The organism is Micromonospora foliorum, assembly GCF_022229015.1.
GTDB lineage: Bacteria > Actinomycetota > Actinomycetes > Mycobacteriales > Micromonosporaceae > Micromonospora > Micromonospora foliorum.
Genome location: NZ_JAKKFF010000080.1, coordinates 1 through 17,616, shown reverse-complemented (window position 1 = coordinate 17,616; position 17,616 = coordinate 1). Strand labels below are relative to the sequence as shown.

Below are 17,616 nucleotides of genomic sequence, written 5' to 3'. Positions count from 1 at the left end.
CGGCCCGGTCCGCCCGGAGCGCCGTCCTGCCCGGCCCGGCTGCCCACCCGGAGCCCCGCACCCCATGGCCCTCGCAGCCCGGGCGCCGCGAGGGGCGGTCAGGTGGTGGGGAGAGCGGCGAGCCGGTTGGCGCGGCGACCCGCGACGGCCACGACGACGGCGAGGGCCAGGGCGATCAGGAAGAAGACGTCCGCGCCGGCGAAGGCGGCGTGGAAGCCGGCCGTCGGGTCGGTGGCGGAACTGGCCCGGGTGTACGCGATGGTGAGGATCGCGATGCCGAGTGAGCCGCCGAGTTGGTGGGCGACGTTGACGAGACCGGACGCGGCGCCGGCGTCCTGCGGTTCGACCCCGGCGACGCCGCCCTGGGTCATCAGGATGATCGCGATGCCCTGGCCGATTCCGATCACCAGCAGTGGCAGCAGCACATCGGGAAAGTAGCTGGAACCGGCCGAGATGCGTGACAGCCACGCCATGCCGACCAGCGCGATAACGAGGGACGCCACCAGCAGGACGGGACGGCCGAGCCGGTTCTGCAGGGGCCGGATGGCGTACACCATGGCGAAGAACATGCCGGTGATGGGGACGTACGCGAAGCCGGTCTGCAGGGCGCTGAGGTGCAGCACCTCCTGCAGGTACTGGCTGAGGAAGTAGAAGGTGGAGAAGGTCGCGCCGACGATGAGGATCCGCCCGGCGTACGCCCCGGAACGCTCCAGGCTGCTGAAGAGGCGCAGCGGGGTGATGGGTTGCGGTGCCCGGTGCTCGATCAGCACGAAGGCGGTCAGGAGGACGGCGCCGAGGCCCAACGAGACCACGGTGCTCGGTGCGCTCCAGCCGGCCGCGGCGGCCTGGATGAAGCCGTACACCAGGGCGGTCATGCCGGCGGTGGAGGTCAGCGCGCCGCCGAGGTCGAATGTCCCGGCGCGGCGTTCGGTCTCGACCAGGAACCGTGGTGCGAGCAGCGCGATGGCGATGCCGATCGGCACGTTGACGAGCATTCCCCAGCGCCAGGAGAGCAGGTCGGTGAAGACGCCGCCGATCACGATGCCGACGCTGCCGCCGGCGCCGATGACCGCGCTGTACAGGGCGATCACCCTGGCTCGGGCTCCCGGCTGGGGGTGGTCGGCGACCAGCAGGGCGAGCGTGGAGGGCACCGCGAGCGCTGCGGCGAGACCCTGCACGACGCGGGCGGTGATCAGCCAGCTGCCGCTCTGGGCGAGGCCGGCGGCGAGGGACGCCGCGGTGAACAGGGTGATCCCGGAGAGGAAGACGCGGCGACGGCCGAGCAGGTCACCGGCTCGGGCGCCGAGGAGCAGCAGGCCGCCGAACGCCAGGACGTAGGCGTTCTGCACCCAGGAGAGCCCGGACTGGGAGAAGCCGAACTGCCGTTGCACGTGCGGCAGCGCGGTCGTGATGATCGAGGTGTCCAGCGTCATCATCAGCTGCGAGCCGAGGATGAGCGCCAGGGCGATCCCGCGACGGGAAGCGGGAGTCGGGGACATGGTCCGCCTTCTTTCGGGCTAGACTGATAGGAGACCTCCGAATAAGTGGAGGCGCACTATCACTCTAGTGATAGCCGGCCTCCGCTTGCTAGCACTGGGAGACATCGGCATCGTGACGGCCCTCACGCACCTGCGCGTGGCCCGCCCGCACCGGGCGGACGCCGCCCGCAACTACGACGCGATCCTGGCGGCGGCCCGGGTCGCCTTCGCCGAGCAGGGCGCGGAGGCTCCGCTGGAGGAGATCGCCCGCCGTGCCGGAGTGGGCATCGCGACGCTCTACCGCAACTTCCCGACCCGGGAGGTGCTGATCGAGAACGTCTACGTCACCGAGGTCGAGGCGGTGTGCGCGACGGCCGGGGAGGCTGAGAGTCTCGCCCCCCGCGAGGGCCTGTACGCGTGGCTGCGGCGCTTCGTGGAGTACATCGGGGCGAAGCAGCCGCTGGCCGCCGGCCTGAACCGGGAGTCCACCGCCTACCTGGAGTGTCGGCGGGCGCTCTACGCCGCCGGTGGGCCGCTGCTGGAGCGGGCCCAGCGGGCGCGCGAGGTGCGCGCCGACGTGACGATCGACGACGTCATGCGCCTGGCCAGCGCCATCGCCTCCGGGCACTTCCCGCGCGCCGACCAGCGCGATCACGTGCTCACGGTCGCCCTGGACGGGCTGAGCGCCCAGCCGGAGTGACCTCGGCCGTTCGTCCGTGCGTCGACGTCCGAAGTGGATCGGCTGCGGAACGTGTTCGGGGGATCACGATGGACGTCAGCCCTTGACTCCCGGGAAACATCGGGCCACCATCTGACAACGTTGTCACAGACCCCCGCTACCTGACAACGTTGTCATGTCTGGAGGCAAGATGTCCGAGCCATCGCCGATTTCCCGGCGTACCTTCCTCTCCGCCGGCGCGACGCTGCTGGCGTCGGTCGGGGTGACCGCGGCCCTGCCGGACGCCCTCGCGTCCGCCGCCGTGCCGGCGCCGACGGCGGGCACGACCGCCACCGACCTGGCCCGGTACCGCCCGGTGACGGTCTCCTCGACCGACTACGCGCCGACGCCCGCCTCCTTCGCCGTGGACGGGCTGCCGCAGGTCGGCGTCCGGGGGAGTGGATGGCGCGCCGCCAACGGCGATCCACAGTGGATCTCGGTGGACCTCCAGGCGCTCTGCCGGATCGAGGCCGTCTCCCTGGTCTTCGAGGCCACGCTCACCGACGGGCCGTTCGACGGCAACTACACCGACACCGACGGTGACGAGATCCTCTCCAGCGCCGCGACGGCGTACCGGATCGAGGTCTCCACCGACGGCCGGGACTGGCGGTCGGTGTACGAGACCAGCGAGGGCCAGGGTGGCGTGCAGGCCATCAAGTTGCCCGAGCCGGTCACCGCCCGGTGGATCCGGATGACCGCCACGAAGCGCTCGAACAGCAACCCGGTCGGCCTCAACGGCTTCCAGGTCTACGGCGTACCGCTGGCCGGCCGACCGAAGGCCGAGGGCTGGACCAGTTGGGAGGGCGGCAACACCGGCCCGGCCCCCGAGCTGAGGGTCGCCGCCGACGGTACGGTGCCGCTGGAGTCGGGCTGGTCGTTGACGATGGATGACTTCGCCGGCACCGCCGACGGCGCCGAACTCTCCCGCGCCGGTGTCGACGTCCGGTCCTGGCTGCCGGCGACGGTGCCCGGCACCGTGCTGGGCACCCTGGTCGAGCAGGGTCACCTGCCCGACCCGGTGGCCGGCTTCAACAACATGCGCATCCCGGAGGCGCTGTCCCGGCACACCTGGTGGTACCGGCGCGCGCTGCGGCTGCCGCGCGACCTGGACACCTCGGCCGGTCGGCGGATCTGGCTGGAGTTCGACGGGATCAACCACGAGGCGACCGCCTGGGTCAACGGCGTGCAGGTCGGCAGCGTCAAGCACCCGTTCGCGCGGGCGGCCTTCGACATCACCGACGCGCTGGCCGGTCACCGTGGCGAGCACGTCCTCGCCGTCCGGGTCACCCCGATGCCGCACCCGGGCACCCCCGGCGACAAGGGCCCCGACGGTCGTACCTTCCTCCAGTCGGCCCACCACTACCTTGACGCGCCGACCTACCTGGCGGTGTCCGGGTGGGACTGGATGCCCGCCGTCCGCGACCGGGTCACCGGCCTCTGGGACCACGTCCGGCTGCGCAGCACCGGCGCCGTGGTCATCGGCGACCCGCACGTGCAGACCACGCTGCCCGACCTGCCCGGCACCGACACCGCCGAGGTCACCATCCGGGTCCCGGTCCGCAACGCGGCGGCCAGCGCCACCACGGTCACCGTCCGCGCGGAGTTCGACAAGGTACGCGTCGAGTCGACCGTGACCGTCCCCGCCGGCGGGAGCACCACCGTCACCTTCACGCCGGAGCGCTTCCCCACGCTGCGGCTGCGCAACCCCCGGCTGTGGTGGCCCAACGGCTACGGCGAGCCCCACCTGTACGACCTCACGCTCACCGCCACCGTCAAGCGCGCGGTCAGCGACCGGCGTGCGCTCCGCTTCGGTGTCCGCGAGTTCGCCTACGACTGGCACCAGCCGATCGTCATCTCGCCGCCCGGCAAGCCCGCCCTGGAGTTCGTCGACGGCGCGGCGACCCAGACGGTCACGTTCGCCCGCCAGCATGCCCGGCACGTGCGCATCCAGGCCGGCCAGCGCGCCACCGGATGGGGCATCTCGATGTTCTCGCTGTCGGTGGCCGACGGCACCGGCCCGGATCTCGCCCTGCGCCGCGACGCCACCGCGTCGTCGTCGGAGAACGACGGCAACGGGCCCGGCAAGGCCGTCGACGGCGACGCGGCGACCCGGTGGGCCTCGCAGGCCGAGGACAACCAGTGGATCCAGGTCGACCTCGGCGCTCCGGTCGACTTCGACCGGGTCACCATCGTGTGGGAGCAGGCGTACGCGCTGGACTACCGCGTGCAGGTCTCCGCCGACGGGGACGCCTGGAGTGACGTGACGTCGGTCAGCAACGACACCCCGCTGGGCAGCCGCGCCACCCAGGTCGAGACGTTCGCCAGTCAGACCGCCCAGCACCTGCGCATCCAGACCGGCGCGCGGGTGACCTCGTGGGGCGTGTCCATGTGGGCGCTCTCGGTGCAGCGGCAGGCCGAGCCGGACGTCGACCTGGCCCTGGGCAGGACCGCCACCGCCTCGTCGTCCGACAGCGACTCGAACGGCCCGGACCGGGCCGTCGACGGCAACCCCCGGACCCGGTGGTCGTCGAAGTTCGAGGACAACCAGTGGATCCAGGTCGACCTCGGCGCTCCGGTCAGCTTCGACCAGGTCACCATCGTCTGGGAGCAGGCGTACGCCCGCGACTTCGTCATCCAGGTCTCGGACGACGGGCAGCACTGGACCGACGTCAGGTCGGTCAGCAACGCCGTCACCCAACTCAAGATCAGCGTGAACGGTGTGCCGGTCTTCGCCCGGGGCGGCAACTGGGGCTGGGACGAGCTGCTGCGCCGGGTGCTGCCCGACCGGCTGGCCGACACGGTCGAGATGCACCGCGACATGAACTTCACGATGATCCGCAACTGGCTCGGCAGCAGCAACCGCGAGGAGCTGTACCAGGCCTGCGACGAGCAGGGCATCCTGGTGTGGAACGACTTCTGGCAGGCGGGCGCGTTCCTGCCCAACCCGCCCGGCTACGTCGACATCGCCGCCGACACGATCCGGCGCTTCCGCCATCACCCGAGCATCGTGGTGTGGTGTGGCGCGAACGAGGGTGACCCGCCGCCGATCGTGGACGCCGGGCTCAAGCAGGCCGCGGCCACCGAGCACCCGGAGATCCTCTACATCCCCAACTCGGCCGGCGGCATCGTCAGCGGCCACGGCCCGTACCACTGGGTGGAGCCGGCGACGTACAACAACAAGAACACCTACGACACGGGCGCGTTCGGTTTCCACACCGAGATCGGCATGCCGGTGGTGTCGGTGGTCGAGAGCATGCGCAACCTCGTCGGTGACGCGCCGGAGTGGCCGATCGGTGAGGTGTGGAACTACCACGACTGGTCGACCATCGGTAACCAGCGCGTCGGCACGTACCAGGCGGCGATCGACGCGCGGCTCGGTGAGTCCGACTCGCTCGACGAGTTCGCCACCCGGGCGCAGTTCGTCAACTACGAGAGCCACCGCGCCATGTTCGAGGCGTGGAACGCCAACCTGTGGCAGGACGCCACCGGTCTGCTGCTGTGGATGTCGCACCCGGCGTGGCACAGCACGGTCTGGCAGACCTACGACTACGACCTCGACGTGAACGGCGCCTACTACGGCGCCCGCAAGGGGTGCGAGCCGGTGCACGTCCAGGCCGACCCGGGCACCTGGCAGGTCCGGGTGGTCAACCACACCGCCGCGCCGCTCAGCGGGGTCACGGTGAGCGCCCGACGCTACGACCTGAGCGGCCGGTCGCTGGGATCGCCCCAGCGTCAGCGGGTGGACGTGGCCCGCTCGGCCACCACGGCGGTCTTCCCGCTCCCCGCGCCGGAGGGCGGCGGGCTGCACCTGGTGCGACTGGAGCTGCGGGACAGCCGCGACCGGCTGCTCGCGGAGAACACCTACTGGCGCTACGACAAGGCCGAGCAGTTGCGGGCGCTCAACGACGTGCCGAGCACCCGACTGTCGACGTCGTCGAGCACCGTACGCGTCGTGGACGGGCGCAACACCGTCACCACGACGGTCCGCAACCAGGGCCGTACGGTCGCCGCCCTGGTGCGGCTCGCCGTGCGCGACCAGCGCGGTGAGCGGGTCCTGCCGGCCCGCTACGACGACAACTACTTCTGGCTCCTGCCCGGGGAGAGCCGCGAGGTGCGGATCTCCTGGCCGGCGCGGTCGGGCCTCGCCCGCCAGGTCACGGTGACCGCGCAGGCGTACAACTCCTAGGAGTACGCGGTGGGAAGCGGCGTCGTGCGGCTCCGCTTCCCACCGTGACCCGTGCGTTGCCACCTGATGCGGGCGATTAGATCCGTTGCCGCACCTCGGCTCGGGACCGAGATCCATGCTGTACGTGTGACACGGTCCGGTTCCACGTCCGGCGCGGTGCGGGTCGCGTTCGCGTTCTGGATCACGCTCGTGGGCACCACAGTGCCGACCCCGCTCTACCCGCTCTACGAGCTGGAGTTCGGGTTCTCGTCGCTGACCGTGACAGTGGTCTACGCGCTCTACGCGCTGGGAGTCGTCGTCGGGCTGCTGGTCTTCGGTCGGCTCTCCGACCAGATCGGCCGCCGCCCGGTCATCCTCATCGCGCTGCTGCTCTCGGTCGCCGCCGACGCCGTGTTCCTGGCCGCCGTGGACCTGGCGATGATCATCGTGGGTCGGATCCTCGCCGGGCTGTCCGCCGCACTGATCATCGGTGCGGCGACCGCGGCGCTGGCGGAGTTGATCGACCCTCGGCATCCCAAGCGCGCCGCCACCGTGTCGATCTTCGCGAACCTGGGCGGCCTGGCCGCCGGCACCCTGCTGTCCGGGATCGTGTCGGACGTGGCACCCGAACCGCTCCGGCTGCCCTGGGTCATCGTGCTGATCCTGGCGGTGATCGCGATCATCGCGCTGCGCGGGGTACCGGAGACGGTCCGGGAGCGTTCACCGGTGACGCTGCGGGTGCAGCGATTGCACGTGCCGGCGACCATTCGCGGCGCCTTCGTCCGCTCGGCGCTCACCGCTGGCGCGGGCTTCGCCGCTCTCGGGGTGCTCACATCGGTGAGCGGGCTGTTCCTCGGCATGGTTCTGCACGAGACCTCCCACACCCTGGCCGCCCTGGTGGTCTTCGTGGCGTTCGCCGGCGCGGCGTTCGGTCAGTTGCTGACCCGCGTCCTGTCCTCACGCGCCGCGCTGGCCAGCGCCTGCGCCGGCCTGGTCGTGGGGGCGGGGCTGCTCGCGTTCAGCATGTGGATGGCGTTGCTGGCGACGCTGATGATCAGCGCGGCGATCATCGGGGTCGCGTCCGGGGTGGCGGTGGGGTACGGCATCGCGACGATCACCATGAAGACCGAACCGCAGCACCGGGCCGAGGCGGTGTCGACGTTCTTCGCCATCCTGTTCGCCATGCTCGGCGTGCCCGCGGTCGGGGTCGGTCTGCTGATCCAGACGATCGGTCTGCGCCCCGCCGGCGAGATCTTCAGCGCGGTGGTGGCGGTGCTCGCGCTGGTCGTCCTGCTCAGCCTGGTGCGGGGCGGCCGGACGCGGCCCGCGAGCTGACCACCAGCCGGCCCCGTCGACGGCCCCGGGGCGCCCCGATAAGCCGTTCGCGGAGGTCTTGCGGCGGTCATCGTATACAACATACGCTCCCCGAATCGCCCACTTGAGGAGCTCTCCATGACGAACCTCTCCGTCCGCGACACGAACCTGCCCCGCCGCCGGGTGCTCCGGGCCGCCGTGGCGGCCGCCGCCGTCGTCTGCACGGTCGTCGCCTGCTCACCGGTGTCGAACGACGAAGGCGGCAACCAGTCCGGCGGCGACCAGTCGGCAGGCCAGGATTCCTTCGGTACGCCCGCGGACCCGGCCGCCGTGAAGCCGGGCGGCAAGCTGGTCATCGCCCTCTCCGCCGAGCCCGACGCGCTGGACCCGACGCTGTCGAGAAGCCTCTACTCCCGCTACGTCTTCCAGGCCATGTGCCAGAAGCTCTACGACGTCAACGAGCAGGCGCAGGTCGTACCGCAGCTCGCGACGGCCCTGCCCACCACGAGCGGCGACGGCCGGACGGTGACCATTCCGCTGCGGCCGGGCGTGCGCTTCGCGGACGGCACGGCGTTCGACTCGGCCGCGGTGAAGGCCACCCTGCAACGCCACCTCACCAACGCCCGATCGGCGCGCAAGAGCGAACTCGGCCCCATCGACGGCATCGACACCCCGGACGCGCAGACCGTCGTCCTGCGGCTGAAGCAGCCGTTCGCGCCGCTGCTCGGCGCCCTCGCCGACCGGGCCGGCATGATCATGAGTGCGCAGGCGTTGCGGACCCGGGGTGACGACTTCGCCTCGGCGCCGGTCTGCGTCGGCCCCTTCAAGTTCGCCAAGCGGGTGCCGCAGAACTCGATCGAGGTGGTGCGCGACCCGAACTACTACGACGCCAGCAAGGTGCACCTGGACGCCATCTCGTGGCGGATCCTCACCGACGCCAGCATCCGCGCGGCCAACCTGCGCTCCGGCGACGCTCAGGTCGCCGATTCGGTCTCCACCCAGGACGTCGCCTCGCTCCGGCAGGACACGGCGGTCTCCGTCCTCCAGTCGCAGTCCCTCGGATACCAGGGCCTGACCATCAACGTCGGCAACGTCGACGGCGTCGGCACCGCCCCGAAGCCGATCAACCGCCCCCTGGCCCAGAACGCCAAGGTGCGGCAGGCCTTCGAGCACGCCATCGACCGCAAGGCCCTGGTCGACGCGGTCTTCAACGGTCTGCACGCCGCCGCCTGCTCCCCGATCTCGCCCGCGAGCACGTTCTCGTCCCCCGAGGCGCAGACCTGCCCGGCGCACGACCCCGCCAAGGCCAAGCAGCTGTTGGCCGAGGCCGGTGTGCAGACGCCGTACGCGGTGACGATGCTCGCCTCGAACACCCCCGACACGCTGCGCCTCGCCCAGGCGTTGCAGTCCATGGTCAAGGACGGCGGATTCGACCTGAAGATCAACCCGGTGGAGTACTCGTCGCTCCTCGACGAGCAGGACCGCGGCAACTTCGAGCTGCTGCAACTGGGGTGGAGCGGCCGGATCGACCCGGACGCCAACATCACCAACTTCGTCGGCACCGGCGCCAGTCAGAACGTCGCCGGCTACAGCAACCCGCAGCTCGACACCCTGCTCACCCAGGCTCGGCAGGCCGGCGACGTCGAGGAGCGCAGGAAGCTGTACGGGCAGGCGGTCACCCTGCTGCAGCAGGACGACGCCCTGATCTACCTCTACCGGCAGCGCAACCTGACCGCCGTCAGCAAGCAGATCCAGGGCCTGCAGGTCTACCCGGACGGCGTGATCCGGGCTGCCTTCGCCGGCTTCACGAAGTAGGCCGTCGTGGCCCGATACCTGCTCACCCGCGCCTGGCAGTCGGCGCTGACCCTGCTGTTGTCGACGATCGTGGTCTTCGTCGGCGTGCGGGCGCTCCCCGGCGACCCGGCCCTCGCGCTGGCCGGGGAGGACCGCTCGCCGGAGGCACTGGAGGCCATCCGTCGGCACTACGGGCTGGACCAGCCGCTGCCGGTGCAGTTCGCCCAGTACGTGGAGCGCATGGCGCAGGGCGACTTCGGGGTGTCGATCCGCACCGGCACGCCGGTCTCGTCGATGCTCACGACCGCCCTGCCGGTAACCGTCGAGCTGTCCGTGCTGGCGATCCTCATCGCGGCGGCGCTCGGGGTCGGCGCCGGGGTGCTCGCGGCGGTCCGTCGTGGACGCCCGGCGGAGTGGCTCGCCAACGGCCTGGCCCTGATCGGCCTGTCGGTGCCGCACTTCTGGCTCGGGCTGCTGGCAATCCTCTACCTGTCCGTGGCGACCGGGCTGTTCCCCGCCTCCGGCTTCGTGCCGATCCTGGAGGACCCCGTGGACAACCTGCACCACATCGTCCTGCCGGCGGTGATCCTCGGCACCGGCCTCGCCGCGATCATCATGCGGCAGACCCGGTCGGCGATGCTGGACTCGCTCTCCTCCGACTACGTGCGGACGGCGAAGGCGAAGGGCCTGCGACCGCGCGCCGTCATCACCCGGCACGCCCTGCGGAACAGCCTCATCGTGGTGGTGACCGTCGTGGGTCTCCAACTGGGCGGGCTGATCTCGGGCGCGGTCGTCACCGAACAGATCTTCGGACTGCCGGGCTTCGGCAAGATGACCATCGACGCGGTGTTCCAACGGGACTACCCGGTGATCCAGGCCGTCGTCCTGCTCACCGCGGCGGCCTACATCGTGATCAACTTCTTCGTGGACCTGCTCTACTCGGTCATCGACCCTCGCATCCGGGTGACGGGAGATCCGGCATGACCGTCCTCACCGTACCGATGGCGGAGACCAGCACCGCCAGCGTCACCCGGCGTACCCGGGTGCTGCGGCGACTGCGGCGCAACCCGCTCGCCGTGGTGAGCTTCGTCGTGCTCGCGCTGGCGGGCCTCATCGCGCTGCTCTCGCCCTGGCTCGCGCCCTACTCCGTCGACCAGACCGACTTCGCCAATACGTTCGCGCCTCCCGGCACCGCCGGGCACGTGCTGGGCACCGACGACCTCGGCCGCGACGTCCTCTCCCGCATCATGCTCGGCGCGCGGGCGTCGTTGCAGGTGGGGCTCCTGGCGGTGGCCACGTCGCTGGTCATCGGGGTGCCGCTCGGGCTCGCGGCCGGCTACTTCCGGGCCTGGGACGCGGTGATCTCGCGCTTCACCGACCTGCTGCTGGCGTTTCCGTTCCTGATCATGGCGGTGGGGCTGGCGGCCATCCGGGGCGCCAGCCTCGGCAACGCCGCGGTGGCCATCGGCATCGCCCAGATCCCCGGGGTGATCCGGGTCGTCCGCTCGGACACGCTGCGCCTCAAGTCGCTCGACTTCGTCGCGGCGGCCGTCGTGGACGGCGCGAGCGACCTGTGGGTCCTGGCCCGGCACATCCTGCCGAACGCGACCTCGGTGATCCTGGTGCAGGCCACGGTCGCCATCCCGGCCGCCATCCTCGGCGAGGCGGTGCTGTCCTTCCTCGGTCTCGGCATCCAGCCCCCCGCGCCCAGTCTCGGCACCATGCTGGCCACCGCCCAGCAGTTCGCCGCCCGCGCACCCTGGGCCGCCGTCTTACCCGGCGTCGTGATCATGGGTCTGGCGCTGGCGTTCAACGTCTTCGGCGACGCCCTGCGCGACGCCCTCGACCCGAAGGGAGACCGGCGATGACCACGGCCTCCGCGCCCGTGCTGGAGATCCGCGACCTGTCGGTGTCGTTCCCGACCGAGACCGGCACCGTCTCGGCGGTCGACGGTGTCAGCCTGGACCTCGCGGCCGGGGAGATCGTCGGGATGGTGGGCGAGTCGGGGTGCGGAAAGAGCGTCACCGCGATGAGTATCGCCGGGCTGCTGCCGGGCAGCGCCCGGGTCACCGGCTCGGTGCGCCTGGACGGCACGCAGCTGGTCGGCGCCCGTGAGTCGGCCCTGCGTCGGGTCCGTGGCCGGGAGATCGCCTACATCTTCCAGGAGCCGATGACGTCGTTGAACCCGGTGCTCACCGTCGGGCGGCAGATCGGGGAGGTGCTCCAGGTCCACGAGCGGATGTCCCGACGGGCGGCGCGGGCGCGCGCCGTCGAGCTGTTGACGCTCGTCGGGATCCCGTCCGCCGCCCAGCGCGTCGACGGCTATCCGCACCAACTCTCCGGCGGCATGCGCCAGCGCGTGATGATCGCGATGGCGGTGGCCTGCGGCCCGAAGGTGCTGGTCGCCGACGAGCCGACCACCGCGCTGGACGTCACCGTCCAGGCCGGCATCCTCCATGTGCTGCGCGACCTGCGCGACCGGCTCGGCACGAGCGTCCTCATCATCACCCACGACCTCGGCGTGATCGCCGACATCGCGGACCGCGTCGTCGTCATGTACGCGGGCCGGGTGGTGGAACAGGCGCCGGTGGACGACCTGTTCGCCCACCCGCGGCACCGGTACACCGCCGGGCTCCTGTCGGCGTCACCGCAGCCGGGCCGGCACGCCGGCACGGATCGGTTGACCGAGATCCCCGGGCTGGTGCCCGTCCTGGCGAGCCAACCCGACGCCTGCACCTTCGCGGATCGCTGCCCGGCCGCCGACGAGCGGTGCCGGACGGCCGCCCCGCCGCTGGAGGGCATCGGTGGCGCCGACCATGTCGCGGCCTGCTGGTACCCCTGCACCACGGCACCGACGGCAGCTCAGGAGGCGAACCGATGACGCCGCAGCCGAACGCCCTGGAGATCGCGGACCTGGTGATGCACTTCGGCCCGGTGCGGGCCGTGGACGGGGTGTCCCTGACCATTCCCCGCGGCCGGGTCACGGCCCTGGTGGGGGAGAGCGGTTCCGGAAAGTCGACGGTGGGCCGGTGCGTGGTGCGGCTCGTCGAGCCGACCGCCGGGACGGTCCGGATCGCGGGCACCGACGTCACCCACCTGTCCCGGCGGCGGCTGCGCCCGCATCGCGGCGCGGTGTCGATCGTCTTCCAGGACCCGGCCGCGTCGCTGGACCCGCGGATGCTGGTGGGCGAGATCGTGGCCGAACCGCTGCGGCTCGCCGGCAAGCGGATCTCCCGGCGCGACCGGGACGCCCGCGTCGCCCCCCAACTCGAACGGGTGGGCCTGCGCGCCGAGGTGGCCCGTCGCTATCCCCACGAGTTGTCCGGCGGGCAACGGCAACGGGTCAGCATCGCGCGGGCCCTGATCTCCGAGCCCATGCTGCTCATCGCAGACGAACCCACAAGCGCGCTCGACGTGTCCGTACAGGCGTCGGTGCTCAACCTCCTCGCCGACCTGCAACGCGACATCGGGTTCGCCTGCCTCTTCATCACCCACGACCTCTCCGCGGTCGAGTACCTGGCCGACGACATCGCGGTCATGTACCTGGGTCAACTCGTCGAGACGGGCAGCCGCGAGCGGATCTTCGCCCGGCCCGCCCACCCGTACACGCAGGCGCTGCTGTCCGCCGCGCCGGTGGCCGACCCGGTGCGTCAGCGCCACCGTCAGCCGGTGCTGCTCGGCGACGACCTGCCGTCCGCGCTCGACCCGCCGTCCGGCTGCCGGTTCCGGACCCGGTGCCCGCTCGCCTTCGACAGGTGCGCGACGGAGGTGCCGGCGCAGACCGCGATCGGCGACGGCATGGCCGCATGCCACCTGGTCCGCCCGGACGGCACCGGCCCCGACGTTCGCACCGCAGATCCCAGTGAGGTGTTGTCATGACGTTCACCACCCGACCCACGTTGCAGGGCACCTTCGGCATGGTGTCCTCCACCCACTGGCTCGCCAGCCAGGCCGCGATGGGCATCCTGGAACGCGGGGGCAACGCCTTCGACGCCGCGGTCACCGCCGGGTTCGTCCTGCACGTCGTCGAGCCGCACCTCAACGGGCCGGGCGGCGAGGTGCCGGCCATCGTGGCCACCGCACAGGACCCCCGACCGAAGGTGCTGTGCGGGCAGGGACCAGCGCCGGCCGGTGCCACCATCGCGCACTTCCGGTCCCTCGGAATGGACCTCATCCCGGGTGCCGGCCCACTCGCGGCTGCCGTACCGGGCGCGGTGGACGCCTGGCTCCTGCTGCTGCGCGAGCACGGCACGCTCACCCTCGCCGAGGTGCTGGAGCCGGCGATCGGCTACGCCGGCGCCGGGCACCCGCTGGTGGGCCGGGTCGGCGACACCGTGGCCGCCGTCCGGTCGTTGTTCGAGGAACACTGGCCCACGTCCGCCGCGCTCTGGCTGCGCGGCGGCCGGCCACCGGCCGCGGGGGAGATGGTCACCAACCCGGCGTACGCGGACACCCTGCGCCGCCTCGTCGAGGCGGGACAGGCCGCCGGCGCCGACCGGGAGGCCCAGATCGAGGCCGCGCGTCGGGCCTGGAGCACGGGCTTCGTCGCCGAGGCGATCGACGCGTTCAGCCGGCGACCGTTCCAGGACTCCAGCGGACGCCCGCACGCCGGGCTGGTCACCGGCGACGACCTGGCCGCGTACTCGGCGAGCTGGGAGACGCCCGCCACCCTCGACTGGCACGGCTACTCGGTGGCGAAGACCGGCTTCTGGGGTCAAGGCCCGGTGCTGCTGGAGTCCCTGGCCACCCTGGACGCGCTCGACGACCCGGGCGCGTACGACGCGGGGACCGCGGCGGGCGTGCACGCCCAGGTCGAGGCGCTCAAGCTCGCCTTCGCCGACCGGGAGGCCTGGTACGGCGACGGCGTCGACGTGCCCGCCAAGGCGCTGCTCTCCCCGCAGTACGCGCGGGAGCGGGCCGCCCTGATCGGCGACCGCGCGTCGGCGGAGTTGCGGCCGGGGCGTCCCGACGGGGCGCAGCCGCGCCTGCCCGCCCACGTCCGACCCGGTGCCGCGCGGCGTACCGGGCCGACGGACGCCACCACGGGGGAGCCGACCGTGCAGTCGGACGGGGTGACCCGGGGCGACACCTGTCACGTGGACGTGGTCGACCGCTGGGGCAACATGATCTCCGCTACGCCCAGCGGCGGCTGGTTGCAGAGTTCCCCGACGATTCCGGAGCTCGGCTTTCCGCTGGGCAGCAGGTTGCAGATGTTCTGGCTGGAGGAGGGGCTCGCCTCGTCGCTGGCGCCGGGCCGCCGCCCGCGTACGACGTTGAGCCCGACGATGGTGCACCGCGACGGCGAGCCGGTGCTGGCGTGCGGCACCCCCGGTGGCGACCAGCAGGACCAGTGGCAGTTGCCGTTCCTGCTGCGGCACCTGGTCGGTGGTCAGAGCCTCCAGGAGGCCATCGACGCGCCGGCGTGGCACACGGTCAGCCTGCCGGGGTCGTTCTATCCCCGCGACATGGAGCCCGGCGTCCTGGTGGTGGAGGACCGGTTCGACGAGGGCGTGTTGGCGGCGCTGCGGGCGTACGGGCACGAGGTGCGGGTCACCGACGGGTGGAGCCTGGGTCGGCTCTGCGCGGTGACCCGTGACCCGGCGACGGGCGTGCTGGCCGCCGGTGCGAACCCCCGGGGGATGCAGGGCTACGCGTGCGGCCGGTAGCGGGCGCGGTAGTCACGCGCCCGTCAGCGGGCGCCGTAGCCGCCTTCGGCGTTCTCGTACGCCGCGGCGGACGCCGCGTCGAGGTGGTCGAGCGCGGCCCGCTCGGCGCGGTCACCGTCGCCTGACTCGATGGCATCGACGAGTTGGATGTGCTCGGCCCACGAGTGGGGGGCGCGTTCGGCCGCGCCGAGCCGGAAGACCCACTGGACATGGAGGTAGAGCGACTTGGCGATCGAAGACAGCCAGGGGTTTCCGCTGATCTGGAGGATGCGCAGGTGCAGCGTGCTGTTCAGCTCGGCGACCCGGGCCAGGTCGTGGCGCTGCGTCGCCTCGCGGCCCTGGTCGAGCAGCGCACGCAGGGACGCCACGTCGGCCGCGGTGGCCCGTTCGGCGGCCAGCCGGGCGGCCAGCGCCTCCAGGCGCTCGCGCACGACGAACATGTCGGTGATGGTCCCGCTGCTCGGTGAGGCGACGACCGCTCCCCGGCGGGGGAGGATCACGACAAACCCCTCCGCCTCGGCGACGCGCAGCGCCTCCCGGACGGGGTTGCGGGAGACGCCGAAGTCCTCGGCGAGCCGGTCCTCGGTCAGCCGTTCCCCGGGAAGGTAGTCGCCGTCGATGATGGCGGTCCGCAGCGCGGCGAGGACCTGATCGCGTAGCGGCAGGTGTTGCGCGCCGAGCTTGTCCCGTAGGTCTTCAGCCACCTGGTCGCCTCTCCGTGAACGTGTCCGGACAAAGTGTATACGAAGAACAATCATTGGAAGGTGGCCGACAGTGTCGAGCACAGCGCCCCGCGTCACCCGCCCCCGCGTCGCCCCGCACCGGAACGAGCGCCTGCTGCGGCGGCGGCACGCGCTCGTCGTCGTCCTCACCTTCCTCACCGGGAGCGCCGACGCCCTCGGTTTCCTCGCGCTCGGCGGCGCCTTCGCCAGCGTGATGACCGGCAACATGGTCCTGCTCGGGCTCTCGGCGGGCCGGGGCGAGGCCGACCTGGCCCTGACGTCGGGCTGCGCCATCGTCAGCTTCATCGTCGGTGTCCTCGCGGGCGCCCGCGTCGTCGGCTCGGCGCAACCCGACGATCCGGTCTGGCCCCGGCGGGTCACCTGGGCGCTGGTCCTGGAGCTGGCGGTGTTCGTGGTGTTCGCCGTCGTCTGGGAGGTCACCCTGCACAACCCCGAAGCGCGCGTCCACCTGGCGCTGCTCATGCTGTCCGCGGTCGCGCTGGGCGTACAGAGCAGCGCGATCCAACGCTTCGGCGTGTCCGGCCTGTCCTCCACGTACCTGACCGGCACGCTCACCAGCCTGATCGCCGGCGTCGCCGCGCGCAGCCCGTGGGCCAGCCTGCGCCCCAAGGCTCAGGTGCTGCTGGCCCTCATGGTCGGCGCGGCGGTCGGCGCCCTGGTCGCCCTGCACCTGCCGGTCGTCGCCCCGGCCCTGCTGATCGTGCCGCTGGTGCTCGTCATCGCCGTGTCCGCGCGGCTGCGGGCCTGAGCGTCAGACGCCGCGAGCGAACAGGGCCAGCCGTACCCGGTTGGGGCTGTCGGTCTTGGTCATCAGGCTGGTGATGTGGGTCTTGACCGTGGTGACGCCGATGTGGAGCCGGTCGGCGATCTCGGCGTTGGACAGACCCTCGGCGACCAGGGTGAGCACGTCCCGTTCCCGGGCGGTCAGGCCCGGCAGGGCCGGTGGTGACCCGGGGCGGGCGTGCACCGCGCGCTGTACGAGGCGGCGCAGCACCTCCGGGCTGAACGGGCTGTCACCGACGGCGGCCCGGCGGATGCCGTCCAGCAGCTCGGTCGGGGGCGCGTCCTTGAGCAGGAACCCGCACGCGCCGGCGGTCAGCGCGGGGTAGAGGTGGTCGTCGTCGCCGAACGTGGTCAGCACCAGGATGCGGGTGGTGGGGCGTTCGGCGAGGATCCGGCTGGTCGCGGTGATCCCGTCGACCCCGGGCATCCGCAGGTCCATCACGACGACGTCGGGGAGGAGCCGCCCGGCCAGCGGAATCGCCTCCCGGCCGCTGTCGGCCTCCCCGACGACCTCGATGTCGGGTTGGGCCTCGCAGAGCATGCGCAGCCCGGCTCGGATGAGGTGCTGGTCGTCGACCAGCAGCACCCGGATCACGCCGGCTCCGGCGCGGGCGACCCGGCGGTGGCCTCCCGCTCGCGGGGCACCGCCCCGACCGGCGCGTCGGCGGACGCGGGGGCCCCGGCCGGAAGGACGGTACGCACCCGCCACCCGGTGTCGGTCGGGCCCGCCTCCAGCCGGCCGCCGAGAACCTCGACCCGCTCGCGCATCCCGGTGATGCCGTGCCCGCCACCGGCCGGCACGCCCGCCGGCACCCCGCCGCGCCCGTTGTCGGTGACCTCCCAGTGCACCGAGCCGTCCCGGACTGCGACTACGAGGTGCGCGAGCGCGGCTGTCCCCGCGTGTTTGGCCACGTTGGCTAGCGCCTCCTGGGCCAGCCGCAGCACCGCCATGCCG

At 72.1% G+C, this 17,616-nt stretch carries 14 protein-coding genes; 10 read left to right on the top strand and 4 right to left on the bottom strand.

The annotated features are described in order from the left end of the window. Nucleotides 1-98: 98 nt before the first annotated feature. Nucleotides 99-1,499 (bottom strand): MFS transporter, encoded by a 1,401-nt coding sequence (locus PSH25_RS07790; protein ID WP_238658349.1) that lies wholly within the window; start codon nucleotides 1,497-1,499, stop codon nucleotides 99-101. Between the two features lie 112 nt (nucleotides 1,500-1,611). On the opposite strand from PSH25_RS07790, the gene PSH25_RS07785 reads away from it, so the two are divergent. The 9 genes from PSH25_RS07785 (at nucleotide 1,612) to PSH25_RS07745 (ending at nucleotide 15,135) form a co-directional block, all read left to right on the top strand. Beyond that, nucleotides 1,612-2,178, top strand: coding sequence for a TetR/AcrR family transcriptional regulator (locus tag PSH25_RS07785; RefSeq protein WP_238658348.1), 567 nt, complete (start codon nucleotides 1,612-1,614; stop codon nucleotides 2,176-2,178). A gap of 169 nt (nucleotides 2,179-2,347) precedes the next feature. Then, nucleotides 2,348-6,382 carry a discoidin domain-containing protein gene (locus PSH25_RS07780; RefSeq protein WP_238658347.1) on the top strand — a complete coding sequence of 1,345 codons (4,035 nt, stop codon included), beginning with the start codon at nucleotides 2,348-2,350 and terminating at the stop codon, nucleotides 6,380-6,382. A gap of 126 nt (nucleotides 6,383-6,508) precedes the next feature. Beyond that, complete coding sequence (locus PSH25_RS07775; protein ID WP_238658346.1) at nucleotides 6,509-7,696, top strand: MFS transporter; 1,188 nt, start codon at nucleotides 6,509-6,511, stop codon at nucleotides 7,694-7,696. 117 nt (nucleotides 7,697-7,813) lie between these two features. Further along, nucleotides 7,814-9,490 carry an ABC transporter substrate-binding protein gene (locus tag PSH25_RS07770; protein WP_238658345.1) on the top strand — a complete coding sequence of 559 codons (1,677 nt, stop codon included), beginning with the start codon at nucleotides 7,814-7,816 and terminating at the stop codon, nucleotides 9,488-9,490. Nucleotides 9,491-9,496: 6 nt separating this feature from the next. After that, on the top strand, nucleotides 9,497-10,453 hold the full coding sequence (locus PSH25_RS07765; protein ID WP_091399352.1) for an ABC transporter permease: 957 nt from the start codon (nucleotides 9,497-9,499) through the stop codon (nucleotides 10,451-10,453). Continuing rightward, nucleotides 10,450-11,337 carry an ABC transporter permease gene (locus tag PSH25_RS07760; protein WP_238658344.1) on the top strand — a complete coding sequence of 296 codons (888 nt, stop codon included), beginning with the start codon at nucleotides 10,450-10,452 and terminating at the stop codon, nucleotides 11,335-11,337. The genes PSH25_RS07765 and PSH25_RS07760 overlap by 4 nt, the downstream gene beginning before the upstream one ends. Further along, a complete protein-coding gene (locus PSH25_RS07755) occupies nucleotides 11,334-12,350 on the top strand; it encodes an ABC transporter ATP-binding protein (protein ID WP_238658343.1) in 1,017 nt (338 codons plus the stop codon). Before PSH25_RS07760 ends, PSH25_RS07755 begins: the two co-directional genes overlap by 4 nt. Beyond that, nucleotides 12,347-13,348: an ABC transporter ATP-binding protein gene (locus PSH25_RS07750; RefSeq protein ID WP_112678145.1), complete on the top strand. Its 1,002-nt coding sequence runs from the start codon at nucleotides 12,347-12,349 to the stop codon at nucleotides 13,346-13,348. Before PSH25_RS07755 ends, PSH25_RS07750 begins: the two co-directional genes overlap by 4 nt. After that, on the top strand, nucleotides 13,345-15,135 hold the full coding sequence (locus PSH25_RS07745) for a gamma-glutamyltransferase family protein (protein ID WP_238658342.1): 1,791 nt from the start codon (nucleotides 13,345-13,347) through the stop codon (nucleotides 15,133-15,135). The genes PSH25_RS07750 and PSH25_RS07745 overlap by 4 nt, the downstream gene beginning before the upstream one ends. 23 nt (nucleotides 15,136-15,158) lie before the next feature. Here the strand turns inward: PSH25_RS07745 and PSH25_RS07740 are convergent, their stop codons facing one another. After that, entirely contained in the window at nucleotides 15,159-15,839 is a 681-nt protein-coding gene (locus PSH25_RS07740) for a GntR family transcriptional regulator (protein WP_238658341.1), read from the bottom strand. Between the two features lie 70 nt (nucleotides 15,840-15,909). Here PSH25_RS07740 and PSH25_RS07735 point away from each other — a divergent pair, with 70 nt between their 5' ends. Next, entirely contained in the window at nucleotides 15,910-16,626 is a 717-nt protein-coding gene (locus PSH25_RS07735; protein ID WP_238658340.1) for a YoaK family protein, read from the top strand. Between the two features lie 3 nt (nucleotides 16,627-16,629). Here PSH25_RS07735 and PSH25_RS07730 read toward each other — a convergent pair whose 3' ends face one another. Beyond that, nucleotides 16,630-17,256 carry a response regulator transcription factor gene (locus tag PSH25_RS07730; RefSeq protein ID WP_238658339.1) on the bottom strand — a complete coding sequence of 209 codons (627 nt, stop codon included), beginning with the start codon at nucleotides 17,254-17,256 and terminating at the stop codon, nucleotides 16,630-16,632. After that, a partial coding sequence (locus PSH25_RS07725) for an ATP-binding protein (RefSeq protein WP_372492738.1) occupies nucleotides 17,253-17,616 on the bottom strand: 364 nt, incomplete at its 5' end. The genes PSH25_RS07725 and PSH25_RS07730, both read right to left, overlap by 4 nt.

Bases quoted from the DNA above. Each gene is read 5' to 3' on its own strand.
- PSH25_RS07790 (WP_238658349.1), bottom strand. From the start codon at position 1,499: ATGTCCCCGACTCCCGCTTCCCGTCGCGGGATCGCCCTGGCGCTCATC.
- PSH25_RS07780 (WP_238658347.1), top strand. From the start codon at position 2,348: ATGTCCGAGCCATCGCCGATTTCCCGGCGTACCTTCCTCTCCGCCGGC.
- PSH25_RS07770 (WP_238658345.1), top strand. From the start codon at position 7,814: ATGACGAACCTCTCCGTCCGCGACACGAACCTGCCCCGCCGCCGGGTG.
- PSH25_RS07760 (WP_238658344.1), top strand. From the start codon at position 10,450: ATGACCGTCCTCACCGTACCGATGGCGGAGACCAGCACCGCCAGCGTC.
- PSH25_RS07755 (WP_238658343.1), top strand. From the start codon at position 11,334: ATGACCACGGCCTCCGCGCCCGTGCTGGAGATCCGCGACCTGTCGGTG.
- PSH25_RS07750 (WP_112678145.1), top strand. From the start codon at position 12,347: ATGACGCCGCAGCCGAACGCCCTGGAGATCGCGGACCTGGTGATGCAC.
- PSH25_RS07745 (WP_238658342.1), top strand. From the start codon at position 13,345: ATGACGTTCACCACCCGACCCACGTTGCAGGGCACCTTCGGCATGGTG.